At 51.2% G+C, this 20482-nt stretch carries 20 protein-coding genes; 15 read left to right on the plus strand and 5 right to left on the minus strand.

Annotation, left to right across the window (positions count from 1 at the left end; all coding sequences use genetic code 11):
- Positions 1–129 precede the first annotated feature (129 nt).
- On the minus strand, positions 130–1353 hold the full coding sequence (argJ, locus tag H3L98_RS04360; RefSeq protein WP_027022497.1) for a bifunctional glutamate N-acetyltransferase/amino-acid acetyltransferase ArgJ: 1224 nt from the start codon (positions 1351–1353) through the stop codon (positions 130–132).
- Between the two features lie 50 nt (positions 1354–1403).
- Entirely contained in the window at positions 1404–2342 is a 939-nt protein-coding gene (argC, locus tag H3L98_RS04365) for an N-acetyl-gamma-glutamyl-phosphate reductase (RefSeq protein ID WP_027022496.1), read from the minus strand.
- Positions 2343–2567: 225 nt separating this feature from the next.
- Between argC and gshA the strand changes: the two genes are divergently transcribed.
- Both gshA and H3L98_RS04375 read left to right on the plus strand, forming a co-directional pair.
- Complete coding sequence (gene gshA / locus H3L98_RS04370; RefSeq protein WP_027022495.1) at positions 2568–3926, plus strand: glutamate--cysteine ligase; 1359 nt, start codon at positions 2568–2570, stop codon at positions 3924–3926.
- Between the two features lie 146 nt (positions 3927–4072).
- Positions 4073–6634 (plus strand): DUF4132 domain-containing protein, encoded by a 2562-nt coding sequence (locus H3L98_RS04375; protein WP_084481913.1) that lies wholly within the window; start codon positions 4073–4075, stop codon positions 6632–6634.
- A 226-nt stretch (positions 6635–6860) separates the two neighbouring features.
- Here the strand turns inward: H3L98_RS04375 and H3L98_RS04380 are convergent, their stop codons facing one another.
- Both H3L98_RS04380 and H3L98_RS04385 read right to left on the minus strand, forming a co-directional pair.
- Positions 6861–7700, minus strand: a complete 840-nt coding sequence (locus H3L98_RS04380) for a basic amino acid ABC transporter substrate-binding protein (protein WP_027022494.1) — start codon at positions 7698–7700, stop codon at positions 6861–6863.
- A 103-nt stretch (positions 7701–7803) separates the two neighbouring features.
- Positions 7804–8532 carry an OmpA family protein gene (locus tag H3L98_RS04385; protein WP_051532135.1) on the minus strand — a complete coding sequence of 243 codons (729 nt, stop codon included), beginning with the start codon at positions 8530–8532 and terminating at the stop codon, positions 7804–7806.
- A 287-nt stretch (positions 8533–8819) separates the two neighbouring features.
- Between H3L98_RS04385 and tsaB the strand changes: the two genes are divergently transcribed.
- The 12 genes from tsaB (at position 8820) to argB (ending at position 18637) form a co-directional block, all read left to right on the plus strand.
- Positions 8820–9509 (plus strand): tRNA (adenosine(37)-N6)-threonylcarbamoyltransferase complex dimerization subunit type 1 TsaB, encoded by a 690-nt coding sequence (gene tsaB / locus H3L98_RS04390; RefSeq protein WP_034333805.1) that lies wholly within the window; start codon positions 8820–8822, stop codon positions 9507–9509.
- A complete protein-coding gene (locus H3L98_RS04395; RefSeq protein ID WP_027022492.1) occupies positions 9506–9844 on the plus strand; it encodes a YraN family protein in 339 nt (112 codons plus the stop codon). Before tsaB ends, H3L98_RS04395 begins: the two co-directional genes overlap by 4 nt.
- 6 nt (positions 9845–9850) lie before the next feature.
- The gene (locus H3L98_RS04400; RefSeq protein WP_027022491.1) at positions 9851–10447 is read left to right on the plus strand and encodes a phosphoheptose isomerase; all 597 of its coding nucleotides are present in this window, start codon (positions 9851–9853) and stop codon (positions 10445–10447) included.
- A 41-nt stretch (positions 10448–10488) separates the two neighbouring features.
- Positions 10489–11181, plus strand: a complete 693-nt coding sequence (locus tag H3L98_RS04405) for a phospholipase D family protein (protein ID WP_027022490.1) — start codon at positions 10489–10491, stop codon at positions 11179–11181.
- 37 nt (positions 11182–11218) lie between these two features.
- Positions 11219–11866, plus strand: coding sequence for a glutaredoxin 2 (grxB, locus tag H3L98_RS04410; RefSeq protein WP_027022489.1), 648 nt, complete (start codon positions 11219–11221; stop codon positions 11864–11866).
- A gap of 11 nt (positions 11867–11877) precedes the next feature.
- On the plus strand, positions 11878–12285 hold the full coding sequence (locus tag H3L98_RS04415; protein ID WP_027022488.1) for a PTS sugar transporter subunit IIA: 408 nt from the start codon (positions 11878–11880) through the stop codon (positions 12283–12285).
- A 174-nt stretch (positions 12286–12459) separates the two neighbouring features.
- A complete protein-coding gene (locus H3L98_RS04420; protein WP_051532134.1) occupies positions 12460–13533 on the plus strand; it encodes a zinc ribbon domain-containing protein in 1074 nt (357 codons plus the stop codon).
- Positions 13534–13574: 41 nt separating this feature from the next.
- Entirely contained in the window at positions 13575–13844 is a 270-nt protein-coding gene (locus tag H3L98_RS04425) for an HPr family phosphocarrier protein (protein WP_027022486.1), read from the plus strand.
- Positions 13845–13847: 3 nt separating this feature from the next.
- Positions 13848–15590, plus strand: a complete 1743-nt coding sequence (gene ptsP, locus H3L98_RS04430) for a phosphoenolpyruvate--protein phosphotransferase (protein ID WP_027022485.1) — start codon at positions 13848–13850, stop codon at positions 15588–15590.
- Between the two features lie 28 nt (positions 15591–15618).
- On the plus strand, positions 15619–16635 hold the full coding sequence (locus H3L98_RS04435; RefSeq protein WP_027022484.1) for an ornithine carbamoyltransferase: 1017 nt from the start codon (positions 15619–15621) through the stop codon (positions 16633–16635).
- Positions 16635–17597, plus strand: coding sequence for a tyrosine-type recombinase/integrase (locus H3L98_RS04440; RefSeq protein WP_051532133.1), 963 nt, complete (start codon positions 16635–16637; stop codon positions 17595–17597). The genes H3L98_RS04435 and H3L98_RS04440 overlap by 1 nt, the downstream gene beginning before the upstream one ends.
- A gap of 185 nt (positions 17598–17782) precedes the next feature.
- Positions 17783–18637 (plus strand): acetylglutamate kinase, encoded by an 855-nt coding sequence (argB, locus tag H3L98_RS04445; protein WP_027022483.1) that lies wholly within the window; start codon positions 17783–17785, stop codon positions 18635–18637.
- 52 nt (positions 18638–18689) lie between these two features.
- On the opposite strand, the gene H3L98_RS04450 is transcribed toward argB, so the two are convergent.
- Positions 18690–19907 (minus strand): YcjF family protein, encoded by a 1218-nt coding sequence (locus H3L98_RS04450; RefSeq protein ID WP_156932333.1) that lies wholly within the window; start codon positions 19905–19907, stop codon positions 18690–18692.
- Between the two features lie 103 nt (positions 19908–20010).
- Here H3L98_RS04450 and H3L98_RS04455 point away from each other — a divergent pair, with 103 nt between their 5' ends.
- A complete protein-coding gene (locus H3L98_RS04455; protein ID WP_156932332.1) occupies positions 20011–20475 on the plus strand; it encodes a helix-turn-helix domain-containing protein in 465 nt (154 codons plus the stop codon).
- The last annotated feature ends 7 nt before the right edge of the window (positions 20476–20482 follow it).

Raw genomic sequence — 20482 nt, forward strand, 5'->3', positions numbered from 1 at the left:
CCAATTTGTGCGGATACAAGGCGGCATTTTATGCCGATATTGAACATATCGGCGTGAAATGCCAACGCGGTAGGCGCATAAAGTGGCGATAAAAGCGAGCTGTTAAGATTGTGAATGCAGGTTCTAACTTTAACTGCGGTAATCGCCGTTAATTTTTACATAATCATAGCTTAAATCGCAGCCCCAAGCCTGTGCGCAAGCTTCGCCGTCGTGCATTTCTACATTGATGGCAATTTCTTTGGCAGACAGGATTTTGGCGGCTTCGTCTTCGCTAAAGGGATAGTAGGCGGATTGTTCGCACACTTTGACGCTGCCGTGTTCGCTTTCCAACACCAGCGATACTTTGTCGGCGGCAAAATCGCCTTCGGTGTAACCAATGGCGCACAATACGCGCCCCCAGTTGGCATCTTCGCCAAACATGGCGGCTTTCAGCAAATCGCTGGAAATAATGCTTTTGGCAACGGCGCGGGCAACTTCGGGACTGCGGGCGCTGCGGACGGTGCATTCCAACAGCTTGGTTGCGCCTTCGCCGTCGGCGGCGATTTCGCGGCTTGCCCACACGCAGGCAGCGTGCAAAGCGGCGCAAAAAGCGGCGTAAGCAGGGCTGTTTTCATCGCGGATTTCGGGATTGCCCGCCATGCCGTTGGCTTGAATTACCGCCATATCATTGGTGGAAGTGTCGCCGTCAATATTGATTTGGTTTAAGGTGTTATTGACGGTTTCGGACAGGGCGCGTTGCAGCAGTTCGGGGCTGATGGCAATGTCGGTGGTAATAAAGGTGAGCATGGTTGCCATATTGGGGTTAATCATGCCGCTGCCTTTGGTGATGATGCCGATGCGGCAGTTTACGCCGTCCGCGTCAAAAGACAGGGCGTGGCTTTTGGGACGGGTGTCGGTGGTCATCACGGCTTCGGCAGCATCCGCGCCGCCGTCGCGTGACAGGGCGGCAACGGCGGCGGGAATGCCGTTTTCAAACGGTTCAAGCGGTAAGGGTTGCCCAATAACGCCTGTTGAAGCAATCACAATGTCTTCGGGCTGCACGCCCAATGCCTGTGCGGTGAGGGCGCAGCAGGTTTGGGCGATGTATTCGCCGTCTGCGTTGCAGGTGTTGGCGTTACCGCTGTTGCACAACACGGCGCGGCTGAAACCGTCTGCCAGATGGCGGCGGGTAACGGCAATGGGTGCGCCTTGAACTTTGTTGCGGGTATAAACGGCGGCGGTGGCGGCGGGGCGTTCGCTGACAATCAGTGCCAAATCGCGTTTGCTTTTGTTTTTGCGGATGCCGCAGTGTATGCCTGCTGCCAAAAAGCCTTGCGGGGCGCAAATGCCACCGCTGATGGGGGTGTGGGTCATGGTTATTCCTTTGCAAAATGTGTGTGGGTGAAACGGATGGGGGTTGGGGTTTAAATCACCAAACCTGCGGTTTCATCACGCCCCAGCATTAAATTCATGCACTGCACCGCTGCGCCCGATGCGCCTTTGCCCAAATTGTCAAAACAGGCGCACAGCAGCACTTGTTCTGCATTGCCTGAAACCAAAATTTCCATGCTGTCGCGCCCTGTTAAGGCATTGGCGGCAAGCATATTGTCTGCTTGGGGCGTGTTAAACGGATGCACGCGAATCATGGCTTCATCGGCGTAGTAATCGGCAAACAGTCGGGCGACATCCGCGCCGCTTGCGCCGTTTAAATCGGCAAGGCGCAGGGGAATGCTGACCAGCATGCCGCTGTAATAATCCGCCACCACAGGGGTAAACAGCGGCGGTGCAGTCAAACCGCAAACGGCTTGGATTTCGGGTAGGTGTTTGTGTTGCAAAGACAAACCGTACAGGCGCGGTGCAGCGTATTTATCGGCGCGGTCGGCGGCGGCGTATTCGGCAATCATGCTTTTTCCCCCGCCTGAATAGCCTGTTAGCGAGTGGCACACGGGCACGGCGTGTTCTGCCAGCCAAGCGCGTTCGCGTAAGGGGCGCAACAGGGCGATGACGCCGCTGGCGTGGCAACCGGGAACGGCAAGGCGTGTGGCGGTGCGGATGTGTTCGCGCTGTCCGTGCAGTTCGGGGAAACCGTACACCCAATCAGCAGCGGTGCGATGGGCGGTGGACGTGTCGCAAATCCGCGCATCGGCAGGGGCAAACGCGACTGCTTCGCGTGCTGCTTCGTCAGGCAGGCATAAAAAGGTTAAATCTGCCTGCGCCATGGCATCGGCACGGGCAGCGGGGTCTTTGCGCTGGGCTTCGGGCAAACGCAGCAGGGTAATGTCTGCTGCCGCGCCCAAACGTTCTTCAATACGCAGCCCTGTCGTGCCTGCCGCGCCGTCAATAAAAATGGTGTGCATACTCATGGCAAAAACCCGTAACAATAGGTAAGGCGGCAATATTGCAACAGATTAACGCCGATTGCCAGCGTTTTTTGCAATGCGTAGGAAACATACGATTATTAAGATAATAACAAATTGTTTTATTAAAATAAAACATATTTATCGGGCTTCACTATATAATCAGCGTTTTGCGGCGCAGCTGTTACGCGCCCTTATCCCGCTTTTCCCAATCAGAAAGGATTGATTCAGATGAAGCTGCCGCATATTTCCCCCCACCACGCCGCCGCCTTGCGCGATTTTGAGCAAACCCTGTTAAGCCAACAGGCAAAAATTGAAGCATGGTTTCGCAGCCAATGGAAAACCCACCGTCCGCCGTTTTACGGTTCGGTGGACATTCGTAATGCAGGTTACAAACTCGCCGCCATTGATATGAACCTTTTTCCCGGCGGATTCAATAACCTGAACCCCCACTTTATCCCCTTGGCAAGCATTGCCGCCCAAGACGCCGCCGAACGCGCCTGCGAAAACGCCCGTTCCGTGCTGCTGATTCCCGAAAACCACACCCGCAACACCTTTTACCTGCAAAACGTCTATGCTTTGGCAGGCATTTTACGCAACGCAGGTTTTGAAGTGCGTATCGGCTCGTTTAATCCCGAAATCCGCGAAGCCACCGAATTTACCACTGCCTTGGGCGACACCCTGCTGATTGAGCCCTTGCAGCGCAACGGCAATCGCGTGCAGTTGGCAGACGGATTTTCCCCATGTTTTGTTTTGTTAAATAACGACTTGTCAGGTGGCGTACCCGATATTCTGCAAGGCATTGAACAAAGCGTATTGCCCCCCTTGCACGGCGGTTGGACCACCCGCCGCAAAACCGCCCACTTTGCCGCTTACAACGGCGTGGCTGCCGAATTTGCCGAACTGATTGGCATTGACCCGTGGCACATCAACCCCTATTTTGAACAAATTGGCGGATTGGATTTTCAAGAGCGAGAAGGCGAAGACGCCCTTGCCGCTGCCGTAGAACGTATGTTGGCAAAGATTCAAGCCAAATACAATGAAAAAGGCATTACCGAACAGCCTTTTGTAATTGTAAAAGCCGATGCGGGCACTTACGGCATGGGCGTGATGAGCGTGAAATCCGCCGATGAAGTGCGCGGGCTAAACCGCAAAAACCGCAACAAAATGGCAAAAATCAAAGAAGGTTTGCAAGTTAGCGAAGTCATTGTACAAGAAGGAATTTACACCCACGAGACCTTACATGGCGCAGTGTGTGAACCCGTAGTGTATATGATGGACAGATTTGTGATTGGCGGATTTTTCCGCGTGCATGAAGGGCGCGGCAACGATGAAAACCTGAACGCAGGCGGCATGCTGTTTGTGCCTTTAGACGAAAGCATTCCTTCGGCAGGCAGCGCCACCGATGAAGAAACCCAAAACGCCTGCCAGCGCGTGTTTGAGCAATGGGACGAAATGGGCATTCCGCGCCCCGACCCCGACAATCCCGACAGCGTAGGCAACCGCCTATACGTTTACGGCGTGTTGGCGCGTTTGTCGCTATTGGCAGCGGCGGTAGAGCTGGAACAAACCAAGCCTGCAAACACCTAATTATTAAAACAGGGTAAACCGAATCAGAATCATCGGTTTACCCTGTAAAAATATTTTGAGCAATCTACCCAAATATCCGCTTTTTCTGATATGATAACGATATGTTACACTTTACTACCTTTTTTGGATTATTCAGAAAGAAAACCATGTCTGCTTCTTCCGAATTTACCCCCGAACAAATCAAGCAATATGAACAATGGCTAAACCAACTTGGAAAAGATTGGCGAGCCATACAATCCTATAAATATTATGATATTCAAGCTGCACAAACCGAAGTTTATAAAACCGTTTTAAGCCGTTTGCCCCCGTCTGAGCAAGTCAGTTTGCTGGTGTATTGCACCCAAAAAATGTATCATATTAATACTTGGTGGTATGGGCGTGTACCTGCTTACGCGTTGATATTGGCACTGCTGCGTAAAAACCTGCCTGTCAGCAGCCACGAAGCCGCTTGGCTGTTAAACACAGCGTTTGCAGATGAGCCTGAAGCTGAAAAGGTGTTTAAGAACAAGGGTAAAGAGCGGGAAAAAAGTAAGTTGGCAGTTTGGACCTATTATCCTTTAGCCGCATTACTCAAACACATTGAAAAACACATCGGCACAGCAACAGACAACGAATTGCGTGATGCCTTGCAATTGGCGCGTCAGCGCGTGTCTGCTTCCGACAGGAGCAGTTCAGATAAAGCCCGATTAGCCCAAAAACTGCAACAATTGCTGGGCGATACGGTAGATAAGGCAGAATTTCCTGAGAATGATGATTTTGCTCAAGCACACAGCGAAGCATTGGCAGCTTTGCCGATGCAGCAGCAAGTGTGTTGGCACAAAATTTTTACCCATGCTTTGGGCGCGAAAGCCGGTAAGCCTTCTGCGGCGTTTTTAAAAACCATGCGTACTTATATGGACGAATTGGGTGAAGAGGTTTTTAAAAATCAGTTGCTGGATTGGTTTCATTGGATGATTAAGCAAAAGACCCGCGACTCATCCGAGATGACAGAGAGGGAATATTATTTTTCTTATGGTTTGCCTGTGGCGGGGGCGAATGTTCCCCTTGTAAAAGGTTTGGTGTGGGGCAGTGCGCTGTGTGCCGATGAAACCATGCTGGCAACGCTCACGGCGCTAGCATTACGCTGTTATGAAAAAGTACCCAACTTGGGCGTATCCACGCTTACCAGTATCGGCAATGCCTGTTTGTATGCGTTGGCAGAATCAGGCTTAAACGGTATTAAATATTTGTCGCGTTTGCTGTTGCGTGTCAAAGCAGCCAATACCCGCAAAACCATTGACCAATACATGCGCGCAGCCGCAGAACAACATGGTGTATCGCGCCAAGCCATTGAAGACATGGCGGTGGAAGGTTTTGGCTTGGATGAAAACGGCGCACGCATGGAAACCTTTGACAGCGGACACAGTTGTCGTTTGCAAATTACAGGCGTAGGCAAAAGCAGCTTGGAATGGTTTAAAGCAGATGGTTCGCCGCAAAAAACTGTGCCTGCTGCGGTAAAAGAGCAGTGCGCCGAACAACTAAAAGCCTTAAAACTGCTACAAAAAAATCTCAATACTACTCTAACTGCCCAGCGCGACCGTTTGGACCGCATGATGCGTAGCGAACAGCGCATGACAATGGTGCATTTTCAACAATATTACTTGGCACACGGGCTGATGGCTTGGCTGGCGCGTGGGCTGATTTGGCAGTTTTTTCAAAATGAAAACGATACGCAGGGCGTAGCGGCGTTTTATGCAGATGGTGAATGGGTGAACCATGCGGGCGAAATAATTGATGTATCAGCGTATTCGCAAGTGATGTTGTGGCATCCTGCTACTGCTGAACCTGCTGAAGTATTGGCTTGGCGTAATATGTTGGCAGAAAAGCAAATCCGTCAGCCATTTAAACAGGCATACCGCGAGATTTACTTAATTACCGATGCAGAATTAAAAACGCGCACATACAGCAACCGTTTTGCTGCACATATTTTAAAACAACATCAATATATGAACTTGGCAAAAGGGCGCGACTGGCAGGGCAGTTTGCAAGGTGGCTGGGACGGCGGCGACCACCCGATTATCCGTTTGGCATTGCCTGAATATGGCTTGCACGCCGAATTTTGGACGGAAGGCATCTATCAAGAAGATTTGATGTCGGAATCATGGATTTATTTATATGTTTCCACCGACCAAGTGCGCTTTTACCGCGAAGGCGAGGACAATACGCCAATGAACTTGATTGATGTGCCTGTGCGGGCGTTTTCGGAAGTGATGCGCGATGTGGACTTGTTTGTGGGCGTTGCCAGCGTGGGCAACGACCCCGATTGGCACGACAACGGCGGTTTGCCGCAGTACCGCGATTATTGGCAAAGCTATTCGTTTGGCGATTTGGGCGAAGTGGCGAAAAACCGCAAAGCGGTGCTGGAAACGCTGTTACCCCGTTTGAAAATCGGTAAAGTGGCGCATATTGAAGGCAATTTTGTGATTGTGCAAGGCAAAATCCGCACTTATAAAATCCATATTGGCAGTAGCAATATCTTAATGTTGCCTAACGACCAATATTTGTGCATTGTGCCGGACCGCAGCAAAAAAGACCCGACACAGGGTTTGTTTGTGCCGTTTGAGGGCGATACGATGTTGTCGGTGGTGTTGTCTAAAGCGATGTTGTTGGTGGAAGATACGCAAATTACTGACCCGACGATTGTGTCGCAAATCGGGCGGGCGGGATAAGTTTGAGAACTGTCCTACTCTTCCCCCCCCGTTTGGGGGAGGGCTAGGGTGGGGGAAAGTAATGGATAAACAAAATATTGGTCAATATTGAATTGATTACCCACCACCCCAACCCTCACCCAACGGGGGAGGGGGTAATATTCAGTCCAGCATGAAGATTTCTGCTTGTGTGTGATAAAAAAATCCCCGAAAAGCCTGTGCGTTTCGGGGTGGATTGTTAAGGGATTTATTGAGAAGCGGCGGATGCAGGTGCAGAAGCGGCTTCTTTTTTATTGCCAAACCATTGGCTGTGGATTTTGTCGTAAGTGCCGTCGCTGTGGATTTGTGCCAAGCCTTTGTTGATGGCTTCGCGCAAGCCGTCGTTGCGCCCTTTGCGGAAGGCAAAACCGTATTGCTCTTTGACAAAAGAGGGGTCAACCAAGGTGGTGAGTTTGACTTCGGGGTTTTGCTGAACATAGTGTTCTACCACGCTGCTGTCGCCTACCACGGCATCAACGCCGCCGCTTTGCAGTTCTTTAAAAGCCAAAGGCATATTTTCAAAGCGTTTGATTTGGGTGCTTTGTTTGCCTTGCAAATCCTGCATAATCAAATCGCCTGATGTGGCGGCTTGTACGGATACGCTGTGGGTTTTTAAATCGTTAAAGGATTTGATGTTTTTTCCTGCGCCTTCGTTGAAGACAATCATTTGGGTGGCTTCAAAATAGGGCTCGGAAAAATCCAGCTGCTGTTTGCGTTCGTCGGTAATGGTGATGCTGGCAAGGGCGATGTCGCTGTCACCTTTGTTGACATTGGCAAAAAGCCCTTCAAACGGGGTGTTGTTAAAGTCCAGTTTGATGTTTTGGCTTTTGGCTGCGGCATCTAAAATGTCGTGGGAAAAACCGACTACTTTGTTGTTTTCCATGTATTCCATGGGGGCGTAGGAAGCATCGGTGGCGACAATATAGGTTTGGTTGGTATTCAGGCTGCCGGCAGGGGCGGAAGCGGCGGGTTGGGCGGGCTGCTGTTGCGAACACGCGCCCAGCAGGATGGCGGAAAAGATGCCGAAAATCGCGGTTTGGTTGCGCATGACGGGAATTCCTGTGGGATGGATAATGGGGTGTAGGCAAGGCTGCCGAAAACCGTGCGGGTTTGGCAGCCTGTTTTAAATCTATTTAAATACAATAATTTAATTATTGTAAAACGACATCTACGCGGCGACTGTCTTCGCCTGATGCGGCGGGTTCGCGGATTTCAATGCTGCCTTCGGGCACGCCTGCCGCCAACAATACGGTGCGCACGGCGGACGCGCGTTCTTTGGTTAGGTTGGCGTTGGTTTCGCTGTCGGCATGGCTGACAATCACGGCTTTTGTGCCGTTTTTCACGCCTTCTACAATGCCTTTGAGTGCTTCAAGGGTGTTGGCTGCCATGTCGGATTTGCCTTTGGCAAAGTAAAACTGCACGCTGTCGGCGGCGGCAAGCACTTTGGTTTCGGCGTGAACGGCGTTTTCCTGCGCCAAGATGGTTTGGGCGGGGGTAGAAGCAGCAGGGGTGGAAGCGGGGGCTTGAGCGGCAGCGGCGGGGTCAATGGCAGCAGCGGAAGCGGCAGGTGCGGAAGTGGTTTCCACATCGGAAGGTGCGGTCATGCCTTTGCTTTGTTCGTCGGAAGTGGCGGCGGCAATGCTGGCGGCTTGGGCTTCGCTGGTGGGAATCACGCTGGGGGCGGTTTCGGAAGCGGCAACGGCTGCGGCAGGTTCGCTGACGGTGGTTTTTTCGTCTTGGTAATGGGTGTAAAAAGCCATTGCCAAAACACCTGCGGCTGCGGCTGCGGCAGTACCCAAACCGACCCACAGTCCGATGCGCGTGTTATTGTCTTGTTCGGCAGGGGCGGGGGTTTTGGCGGAATGTTTTTCCGTAGTCATAGTAAAGTAATTCCTTAAAAATCGGGATTTCAAACAGACAACCTGCTGCCCGCAGCGGGCAGGACGGTGTGTATCATACGGCACGGCGCGCCGTGATTCGGCGGGATTATACCGTTCTTTCGGGTAGGGTTTCAAACGGAAACATAAAGAAATTTTGCTTATTTTTACCCACGCGGCGGCAAGGGCTGTTTTTGCGGGGCATCATGCTATAATTTCTGCTGTTTTTGTGCGCTGTTGGCGCAGCTTGCCGATTTGATTTGTTTAACCCGAATTCTGAAGGAATGCCGATGAACTTTCCCGATTTAAACCGTCCCGTCCTTGCCATTGATACGGGTACCAGCGTGTTGTCGCTGGCATTGCGTGTAAACGGCACCACCCGCACCCGTCACGCTGAAGCGGGTACGCGCCATGCCGAACTGATTTTGCCGCGCATCCGTGAGCTGTTTGACGAATTCGGCATAGATGCTGCCGATTTGGGCGCAGTGGTGTATGCACAAGGACCGGGGGCGTTTACCGGACTGCGCATCGGCATCGGCACGGCGCAGGGCTTGGCAACGCCGTTTGACACGCCTTTAATCGGTGTACCGTCTTTGGATGCCGCTGCCTATCTGCTGCCGCCGTCTGCCTGCGTACTTGCCGCCATTGATGCGCGTATGGACGAGGTGTTTTACGCATGGTTTGACACGGTAAACCATGTGCGTTTGAGTGATTACCAAGTGGGCGAAGCCGCTGTCATTACTGCGCCTGACGATGCCGTTTGGGACGACATCCGCGCCGTAGGCAATGCGTTTGAGCTGGATTATCCGCCACCGTTTGAAGGCTTGGCGGCGATGCCCACGGCGGTGGACTTTTTGGAATTGGCAGACAGCGGACGTTATCCCGCCACCGATGCCGCTTCTGCCTCGCTGCTGTATGTGCGTGACAAAGTTGCCCTGACCGCCGCCGAACAAATCGCCCGCCGTGCGGGGCAGGCGTGAGCCGCAGCCTCGGCAACGCCGCCGAAGACACAGCCTGTGCCTTTTTACAGGCGCAGGGCTGTAACATATTGGCGCGTAACTGGCATAGCAGGCACGGCGAAATTGACATTATTGCCGAGCAAAATGGCTGTGTTTTGTTTGTAGAAGTCAAATACCGCAAAACCCCCGCTTACGGCGGCGCAGCCTACAGCATTACCCCGTCCAAACTCGCCAAACTGCACACCACCGCCGAACAGTATTTGCAAAGCCGTTGCGACCAACCGCCTTGTCGTTTGGATGCCATATTGATAGAAGGCAACCAAGCGCCCGTTTGGATTCAAAATATTACAGGATAAATCATCATGACTTCCCCACTTACCCAACGCATTGCCGCACACTTTACCGAAAGCATTGCCGTTAAACAACAAGCCCTTGAGTTTCTGCCCGAAGCCACTGCTGAAGCCGCTATGTTAATGTTTCACGCGCTGGCGGAAGACGGCAAAATTTTAATGTGCGGCAACGGCGGTTCGGCTGCCGATGCCCAACACTTTGCCGCCGAAATGACCGGACGTTTTGAAAAAGAACGCATGGAATTAGCGGCTTTGGCATTGACCACCGACACGTCCGCGCTCACCGCCATCGGCAACGATTACGGATTTGAACACGTTTTCAGCAAACAGGTACGCGCTTTGGGGCGCACGGGCGATGTGCTGGTGGCAATTTCCACTTCAGGCAATTCCATCAATGTGGTGGAAGCCATTAAAGCCGCCCACGAGCGCGAGATGAAAATCGTGGCGTTTACCGGCAAAGACGGCGGCAAAATCGCCGCCATGCTGCGCGATGACGATGTGTTGTTAAACGTTCCCCACCCACGTACCGCCCGTATTCAGGAAGTGCATTTGGTGCTGTATCACGCCATTTGCGACTGTATTGACACCATGCTGTTGGAAGGCGTGTAAGCGTTCAGGCTGCCTGAAAACCGTGTTTGCAAGGAAAGACCATGGCTCAATTTTTAAATACCAGTGCTACTACTTTTTATTTGGAAAACTTAATTAAAAACTCTCGCGAGCGGCTGTATTTAATCAGCCCCTACCTGAAGCTCAACGACCGCATCAAAGAGCTTTTGGAAGACAAAGACCGCATGAAGATTGATATCCGCATCGTGTACGGCAAAAGCGAGTTGCAGCCTGCCGAAGCGGCGTGGTTAAAAAACCTGTCCTATGTCCGCACCAGCTACTGCCACAACCTGCACGCCAAATGCTATATCAGCGAAAACGAATGCATTATTACCAGCCTGAATTTATACGAATTCAGCCAAGTCAATAATAACGAAATGGGCATCCGCCTGACCCGCGATGAAGACGTTGCAGTGTACCGTGATGCCTATGAAGAAGCCCAGCGCATTATCCGCATCAGTGATGAAGTGAAAATTTCCGTAGATGTTGTGCCGCCAGAAGCCTCTGCCGAAGCCGTTGCCGCCCAGCCTGCCGCACACGGTTTGACCGCCGCCAAACTGGCGGAAAAATGGGGCATAGACCGCGCCGAATGCAATAAACGCCTGTGCGAAGCCGGTTTGCAGGAATTAAAAGGCAAAACCTATTTTCTGACCGAACAGGGTAAAGCCGCCGGTGCCGTGTTGCGTAAAGGGCAGTACGGCTGGTTTATCCTGTGGCCGGAAGACTTGACCGTTTGATTTTCAGGCTGCCTGAAACCATTGAGAAAGTAATCCCATGAAACTCTATATCTACGACCATTGCCCCTTTTGCACCCGCGCCCGTTTGGCATTGGCGCATTACGGCTATGATGTTGAAAACATGATTTTGGCAAACGACGACGAAGCCACACCCATCGCCCTGATTGGTGCGAAACAAGTACCGATTCTGCAAAAAACAGACGGCACGGCAATGGGCGAGAGCTTGGATATTGTCCGTTATGCGGCGGCGAATGCAGGTAAAGATTTTGACGAAAACGTGCGCCCCCAAGTGAAAACATGGTTTGAGCGTGTGAACGGCTATTACAACCATTTAACCATGCCACGCGCCGTGCGTTTGGGTTTGCCCGAATTTGCCGAAGCGTCCGCTGTTGCCTATTATGTGGCGAAAAAAGAACAGTTTATCGGCAGTTTCGCCGAAAACCTCGCCCAAACCGAAAGCTATTTAAAGCAAATCCACGCCGATTTGGCAGAATTAAACGCTTGGGTAGCGAGCGCCGATGCCCTGAACGGCACAGGCTTCAGCATGGAAGACGTGCTGGTGTTTCCCCTGCTGCGTAATTTAACGATGGTAAACGGCATCTGTTTTCCCGAAAAAGTGGCGGATTATGCAGCCAAAATGGCAGCAACCTACCGCATTGATTTGTATCACGACCGCGCCGTATAAGGGATAACACCATGATTGGCATACTGTTAATTACCCATGAAACCTTGGGCGCAGCGTATCGGGACTTGGCGCAGCATTTTTTTCCCGACCAAGAAAACCGTTCTCATATCCGTATTTTGAATGTGGATATTCACGACGACCACGCCAGTATTATTGACCGTGCCGCCGCGCTGCTGCCTGAAACCGACCGTGGTGCGGGCGTGCTGATTTTAACCGATATTTTCGGCGCAACCCCGTGCAATGCGGCGATGAAACTGGTGGTGCCGCAGCGTTCCGCCATGATTACGGGCTTGAACGCGCCGATGCTGATTAAAGCGGTGTCGCATTCGGCGCAGGCGCAGCAGCTGACCGAGTTTGCCGAAACCGTACGCGCGGCGGGAGTGCAGGGCATTATGCTGTTTGCCGAACCTTTGTGCTGAAAGCATTTTCAGGCTGCCTGAAACGGAAAGACTGTTCCCTCCCCCGTATTAGCGGGGGAGGGCTAGGGTGGGGGAAAGAGCGATAAACAAGGGAACGCTTGCCTCCACCCCTCCCCTCTCCCGTTGGCACAGGGGAGGGGGCGTTCCAAGCTAATCTTCACAGAAAGGAAAATCATGAGCGACAAAGTTCGCAGTCATCTGTCCAAATCCGACCGCCTGCCCGAAAAATGGTTTCGGCGTGGGCTGTGGCTGATTGCCTTGGTGTTTGCCTCTTTCCTGATTGGCTTGGGCGGCAAAATTGTCGGCGACCTGCCGCAAACCGAGCCTGTGCGCGAGTTGGAAAGCTATATGCCGCAAGACAAGCTGTTGAAAAACAAGCAGCAACAGAAAAGCTTGGAAGCGCGGCAGCAGGTTTTGCAACAAGAACAGGAAAAAGCCGAACAAGCCCTGTCCGAACAGCAAAAAACCGTTCAAACCGAACAGGAAAACCTCAATAACTGGCTGGCGGCGCGTACCGCCACCGAACAATCGGCACAAAATCCCGAAGTGCTGGCGCGTACCCGCCGTTTGGACGAATTGCGCGAGCGTGAACAACAGTTGCAAAAACAAGTGGATGCCGTTCAAAAGCAGCAGTTGGACAATGACCACGCTTCGGCAGTAAACAGCAGAGAATACAGCCAGTTAGAAGAGCAGGCGCAGCCGCTGAAAGATGTGGACGACCGCCGCATTGAATTAACCGTTTTTCTGTACCGTTTGGCACTGACTTTGCCGCTGCTGTTGGCAGCGGGCTGGCTGTTTGCCAAACAACGCCGTTCGCGCTGGTGGCCGTTTGTGTGGGGCTTTATCTGGTTTGCCCTGTTTGCCTTTTTTGTGGAATTGGTGCCTTACCTGCCTAGCTACGGCGGCTATGTGCGCTATGTTGTGGGCATTGTGCTGACCGTGTTAATCGGGCGTTACGCCATTGCCGCCATGAACCGCTATTTGGAACGCAAACAGGCAGAAGAAGCCTTGCCGCAAACCGAACGCCGCGACCGCTTGGATTACGACCAAGCCCTGCTTGCCATCGGCAAAGGCATTTGCCCCGGTTGTGAACGCGGTTTGGATTTTACCAATACGCAGTTGGATTTTTGTCCGCATTGCAGCATCCGCCTGTTCCGCCATTGCGGGCATTGCGACACCCGTTACAGCGCGTTTTACCGTTATTGCTTTCATTGCGGTAAGGGAGACGAAAACAGCGCGGAAAGCTGATTTTCAGGCAGCCTGAAACATTATTTTAAGAAAGAAAAATCATGCAACAACACACCTTCACCATTATCAATAAACTGGGTTTGCACGCCCGTGCGTCCAGTAAATTTACCCAAACCGCCGCCCAATTTGCCTGCGAAATTTGGGTAACGCGCAACGGCAGACGCGTCAACGGCAAAAGTATTATGGGTTTGATGATGCTTGCCGCCGCGCAAGGCACACAAATTGAGATTGAAACCGACGGCGCAGACGAAGAAGCGGCAATGGCGGCTTTGGGCGAACTGATTAACGACTACTTCGGCGAAGGGGAGTAAACCATGATTGTCCTGCACGGCGCGGCGGCAGGGCGCGGCATTGCCATCGGACGGGCGCATCTGGTGGTGCGCGGCGTGTCGGAAGTGCCGCAGTTTTGCCTGCCCGAAGCCGAACTCGCCGCCGAAACCGCCCGTTTTGAAGCCGCCGTTAAAGCCACGCGCCGCCAGTTGGAACAGCTGCGCAGCGCCATTCCCGAAAACGCCCCCACCGAATTGGGCGCGTTTATTTCCCTGCATCTGATGCTGCTGACCGATGTCACCCTGTCGCGCGAACCCATTGATATTTTGCAAGAGCAGCAAATCAATGCCGAATGGGCGTTAAAAATCCAAACCGACCGCCTGTCGCAACAGTTTGACGAAATTGATGATGAATACCTGCGCCAACGCAAGCAGGATATGCTGCAAGTGGTCGAGCGCATTCAAAAAAACCTAATCGGGCAAAGCACCGAAATCAATTTAGATGCCAATTTGCTGGACGATACCGTTTTGATTGCACACGATTTATCGCCTGCTGATACCGTGTTTTTCAAAGACCAGCGCATTGAAGGTTTTGTCACCGATATGGGCGGACCCACCAGCCACACCGCCATTTTGGGGCGCAGCCTCAATATTCCCTCTGTGATTGGCACGGGCAACGCCCGCCAGCTGATACGCGAGCATGAATGGGTGATTGTAGATGGTGCAAACGGTACGTTAATTATCAATCCCGATGAAACCGTGTTGGCAGAATACCGCCGCCGTTTGCGCGAATACCGCAGCCACCAACGCCAGCTCAACAAACTCAAACACACCGCTGCTGCCACCGCCGATGGCGAAACCATTGAGCTGCTTGCCAATATTGAAAGTGTGGACGACATCAAAGCCATACACAAACTTGGCGCAGACGGTGTGGGTTTGTTGCGTAGCGAATTCCTGTATTTAAACCGCGATAATCTGCCCGAAGAAGAAGAACTGTATCAAGCCTATAGCGATATTGTGAAAAAACTGAAAGGCAAACCGCTAACCATCCGCACCGTGGATTTGGGGGTGGACAAAAATCCGCGCTGGTTTGGTGGTGGTGGCACGCCCAACGCCGCCTTAAATCCTGCTTTGGGCTTGACGGGCGTGCGTTTGTGCCACGCCGAACCCGTGATGTTCCGCACCCAAATGCGCGCCATTTTGCGGGCAGCCGTGCATGGACCCGTTAAAATGATGTTTCCGATGGTATCGGGCTTGGCAGAACTCAAACAAAGTTTGGTGCATTTGGAAACCGCCAAACGCCAACTGACCGAACGCGAAGAAAAATTCGGCGGTGTGTCAGTAGGCTGCATGATTGAAATCCCGTCTGCCGCGCTTACCGTTTCCAGCCTGCTCAAACACGCCGATTTTGTCTCTATTGGGACTAACGACTTGATTCAATACACCCTTTCGGTGGATAGGAATGACGACAGCGTTAGCTATTTGTACCAGCCCGCGCATCCCGCCGTTATCCGTTTGCTGGCGCATATTATCCGCACCGCCAACCGCATGGGCAAAGGCGTGTCGCTGTGTGGCGAAATGGCTGGCGACCCCGCCTATACCCGCCTGCTGCTGGGTTTGGGCTTGCGCCGTTTTTCCATGAATACTGCCAACCTGTTGGCAGTAAAAGAAATTGTGCTTGGCAGCGACATAGAAAAACTGGAAAACGACATCAGCCGCCTTACCCGCAACGAAGACCCCGACAAAGCCGATGCCCTGTTGAAAAAACTCAACGGCAGCGATTCTTAACCCAACCCCTGCAATAAAAGGAAAAACCATGCCCGCACAATCTTTGCGCCAACGTTCCCTGCTCAGCCTGCGCCGCCACAGCCGCGCCGAAATTGAATATCTGATTGATTTGGCAGAACAACTCAAACACGCCAAACGCCAAGGCAGCGAAACCCACGCCCTGCGCGGTAAAAACATTGCCCTGATTTTTGAAAAAACCTCTACCCGCACCCGTTGCGCCTTTGAAGTGGCTGCGTACGACCAAGGCGCAAACGTGACCTATATTGATTCCGCCGCATCCCAAATCGGACACAAAGAAAGCATTAAAGACACGGCGCGGGTATTGGGGCGTATGTATGATGCCATTGAATACCGCGGTTACGCCCAAAGCGCAGTGGAAGAATTGGCGCAATATGCGGGCGTGCCTGTGTTTAACGGTTTAACGGATGAATTTCACCCCACACAAATGCTTGCCGATGTGCTGACCATGCGTGAACACAGCCAAGGCAAAGCCTTAAACCAAATCCGTTTTGCCTATGTGGGCGATGCCCGCAACAATATGGGTAACTCGCTGTTGCTGATAGCGGCAAAGCTGGGCATGGACTGCCGCATCGCCGCGCCCGCCGCTTTACAGCCCGATGCCGATTGGGTGGCACAATGCCGCGAATTTGCCCGCGAAAGCGGCGCACAACTGCTGCTTACCGAAGACCCGCAAGAAGCCGTGCGCGGCGTGGATTTTATCCATACCGATGTATGGGTATCCATGGGCGAGCCTTTGGAAGCATGGGGCGAGCGCATTGGCGCATTGATGCCTTATCAGGTAAACGCCGCGCTGATGGCAGCCGCAAACAATCCCGAAGTCAAGTTTATGCACTGTCTGCCCGCGTTTCACAATACCGAAACCCAAGTTGGGCGTGACATTGCCGCACGTTATCCCGAATTGGCAAACGGTATTGAAGTGACCGAAGATGTGTTTGAATCGCCGCAAAACATCGCCTTTGACCAAGCGGAAAACCGTTTGCACACCATTAAAGCCGTGATGGTGGCATCGTTGGGCGCAGCATAATGCCCGAACAATCCATTGTTTTTTTCTCGCACGCGCCGTTTTTCGCCCAAGCCGAAGCGTGGTTGCTGGTGTTGCGCCAACAAGGGCGTTCCCCGCATACTTTGGCAGCGTATCGGCGCGATTTGGCGCAGTTGGCAGAGTTGTTGCCCGCGCGTGTGGAACGTCCGCAGCGGCGCGATATGGTGTCTGCTTTAAAAAAACTCTCGCAACAGCAGCTTCACCCCCGCAGCATGGCGCGGAAATTGTCGGTATGGCGGCAGTATTGCGCCCATTTGATTCGTCAAGACCTTTTGGAAAGCGACCCCACCGCAGGCATCAAAGCCCCCAAACCCCCTGAACGCTTGCCCAAAGCCGTGGATGGTGAAACGCTGAACACCCTGTTAGACCAAGCCTTGCCGCAACACGCCCTGTCGCGGCGCGATGTGGCGGTGGCGGAACTGCTGTACGGCAGCGGTTTGCGCCTGTCGGAACTGGTGTCGCTGAACCTTGATGATGTGTTGTTGGATGCGGGGTGGCTGACGGTATGGGGCAAAGGCGGCAAACAACGCCAAGTCCCGCTTACCGCCAAAAGCGTTGCCGCGATTCACGCCTACCTGCCCCACCGCGCCGCTGCCGCAGGCGAAAACGCTCTGTTTACCAACCGACAAGGCACACGAATCAGCACCCGCCAAATCGCCAAACGCCTGCAACAATGGGCGCAACGGCAGGGCAGTCCGCAACACCTGTCGCCGCATATGCTGCGCCACAGCTATGCAGGACATCTGCTGCAAGCCTCACGCGATGTCCGCGCCGTGCAGGAACTGCTCGGACACCAAAGCCTGTCCACCACCCAAATTTATACCAAGCTGGATTTTGAACATCTGGCAAAGGTATATGACGAAGCCCATCCGCGTGCCAAGCGTAAGAAAACAGCAGAATCGGATGGTATAAAAACCGATTGTGAGGAAAATAATCTGCTGTAGAAGCATGAAATTACAGTAGAATGTACTTGCACTCAAGTACCGAATTGGCAAATTTTCCCAGTAAACCCACCCATGCACAGTGCAGATAATCGCACTGGCACGGTTGGCAAAAACCGTGTTTTCTTTTAAAGTGATAGGCATTACTCTATTTTCTGGTTTTACCCATCTTTAAAAGGCTGTTTATTATGCATCAATCCCAAATTCATGCGCTTGCCCGTGCCATGGGCGAAGCGGCGCCTTATATCAAAAAATACCAAAACCGTACCATTGTGGTGAAATATGGCGGTAATGCCATGATTAACGAGGAATTAAAACAGGCAGTGATGCAGGATTTGCTGCTGTTGAACCAAATCGGCATTCGTGTGGTGCTGGTGCATGGTGGTGGTCCTGAAATTTCTCAGGGCTTAAAGCTGATTGGCAAGGAAAGTGTGTTTATCGACGGATTGCGCGTTACCGACCGCGAAACCATGGATGTGGTGCAGCAGATGTTGGCGGGGAAGGTAAATAAAAGCTTGGTGTCGCTGCTGAAGGGGCGTGGGATTGGTTTGTGTGGGATAGACGGGGGCATGCTGTTGTGTGAAAAACTGCGCGGCAGCGCCGATTGGGGCTATGTGGGCGAAATTGTTAAAGTGGATACGCATTTGCCTGAATTTGCTTTGAATTCGGGCTTTATTCCTGTGATTGCCACCATTGGCGCAGATGAACAGGGTACGCCCTATAATATCAATGCAGATACGGCGGCAGGACAGATTGCGGTGGCGTTGGGCGCTGCCAAGCTGGTGAGCATGACCGATACGGCGGGTTTGCTGCGCGACCGTTATGATGAAAGCACGTTGATTGAACGGGTGTTGTTAGATGATGTAGAAGCTTTAACGGAACAGGGCATTATTGCAGGGGGAATGATTCCCAAAGTGCAATGTTGTGTGGATGCGGTAAAAGGCGGCGTGGACGAAGCAGCGATTATTGACGGGCGTGTGGCGCATTCTATTTTGTTGGAAATGTTTAGCCATAAGGGTAGCGGTACGCTGTTTTGCGCCTAGTTTTCAGGCTGTCTGAAAAAGCGATTTTAGACAGCCTGCTATGTTTCACACACTATTTTTTAAAGTACATTCTAAAGACTTCTAAAATGGCATCGGTGTCAATTACATCTGCTTCACTAGGAAGTTCTACTTTCCCTGTTTCTTTATTAAAGAAATATTTTAAAACTTCAATATAAGCATGACCTAAAGCTTCGGTTAAGCCAGCTGCTGTTGTGCCCGAAATGGCACCACCTAATGCCGTTCCTACCCCTGGAATAAATTTGAGCACATTTGAAACAACTGTTCTGCCGACTTGCGCTAGACCAGTTACACCCAAAAGACCAGCAATCATAGAGGTTGCCAAACTTTTATCTAATTCCAACTCAAATTCGGAGCTGATGGTATAAATCATTGTGCCTTGAATTCCAGCAATAATCGGTGCATCAGACATGGGAATCGGTGATACGCCAGCTGCCCCAGCAGCAAGCGCAGCAACATGAACTTTAGTCTTTGCGCTGTCAATCATACTAGCTAACTTTTTCTCCATATCAATAATTTGTGCTTTACGCAAAGCCTCTAAATGCTTTTTTCTTTGTTTCTCGCTGAATTGCTGGCTTTCTTGTAAACAATTTTCAGTCATTTGCAATAAATCTTCTAACCCTTTTGTGGGAATGGTATGACCAGCAATCTTATAAGGTATTGAATTAACACGAACATAACGATTTTTAATAAATGATGGAAATGCTTCATTAAGAATCTTTTGTGCTTCAGCGAAAAACTCTTCCCCATCTTCAAATTGCATATTGGTAAACACCACAACGGTAGGAATACCTAAGTTTTCCATCATACGCAATAAGTCTAATTCCCGCTCTTCAATACGTTTGGAACTTTCTTTAATGCATAGCCAAGCTACATGCGGCATATCATTATCATTTTTTGATTCGCATGCCTGACGGATACCGTTTTCAATATCATTAAGTAATTGCTGTCTGGTTTCCTGATATGCTTCGGCTTCTATGCCTTTGGTATCCCAAAGGGTTAAACCTTTTTCAGGAACGATAACTTTTTCCAAATGCTGTGTAATGGGTTTGCCGCTGCCTGTTTTTACCGTATCGCTGCCAAAAACCGCATTAACAAGAGAGCTTTTGCCAACGCCTGTTGCGCCCATCAGCACAATATTCAGTTTTTCTTTTTCATTGAAAACTTTTCGTTTGGCTTTCTCCATGTCCAAGCCGTTTTCAGAGTCGTAACTGTCGCCCAAGTAGCGAGTATATTTTTCATTTGCCATCATTGATGCCTCATTTGATTATTTTAATTGAAATTGCAGCGCATTCTAAAATTTTCAGTTAGAATGCACCTGCTGGAAAAATAATTCTATCCATTTCATCAATATATTGGAACCAACTAAAAGTTTAACAACCTACCGTGAAAGTGTGGATTTTATGGAAACCTGTGAGAAAATCCGTTCTCTGCGTAAAGAAAACAAACTTTCTCAAAAAGATATGGCGGAAAAGTTACAAATGTCAGTAAACGGTTATTCAAAGATTGAGAGAGGGGAAACGGAATTAAATATGCAGCGTTTAAAACAGATTGCTGATATTTTTGGAGTGAGTCCCCGTGAGCTTGTTCCGCAAGGAGGTAATAATTTAGTCTGTTTTATCAGCAATGGTTATGGTGAAACGTATCATAGTGAAACCTATACGGGGAATACATTTGCTAATCGTAGAAATGATTTGGAAAATGAAATTACGCAATTGAAGCTGATTATCCGTCATAAAGACGAATTGCTTGCCAGTCAGGAACGGGAGTTGGAGAGTTTGCGTAAAATATTGGAATTTTTAGATAAAAAACCATCTTGATTGTGAG

The sequence above is a fragment of the Conchiformibius steedae genome, assembly GCF_014054725.1.
Classification (GTDB): Bacteria; Pseudomonadota; Gammaproteobacteria; order Burkholderiales; family Neisseriaceae; genus Conchiformibius; species Conchiformibius steedae.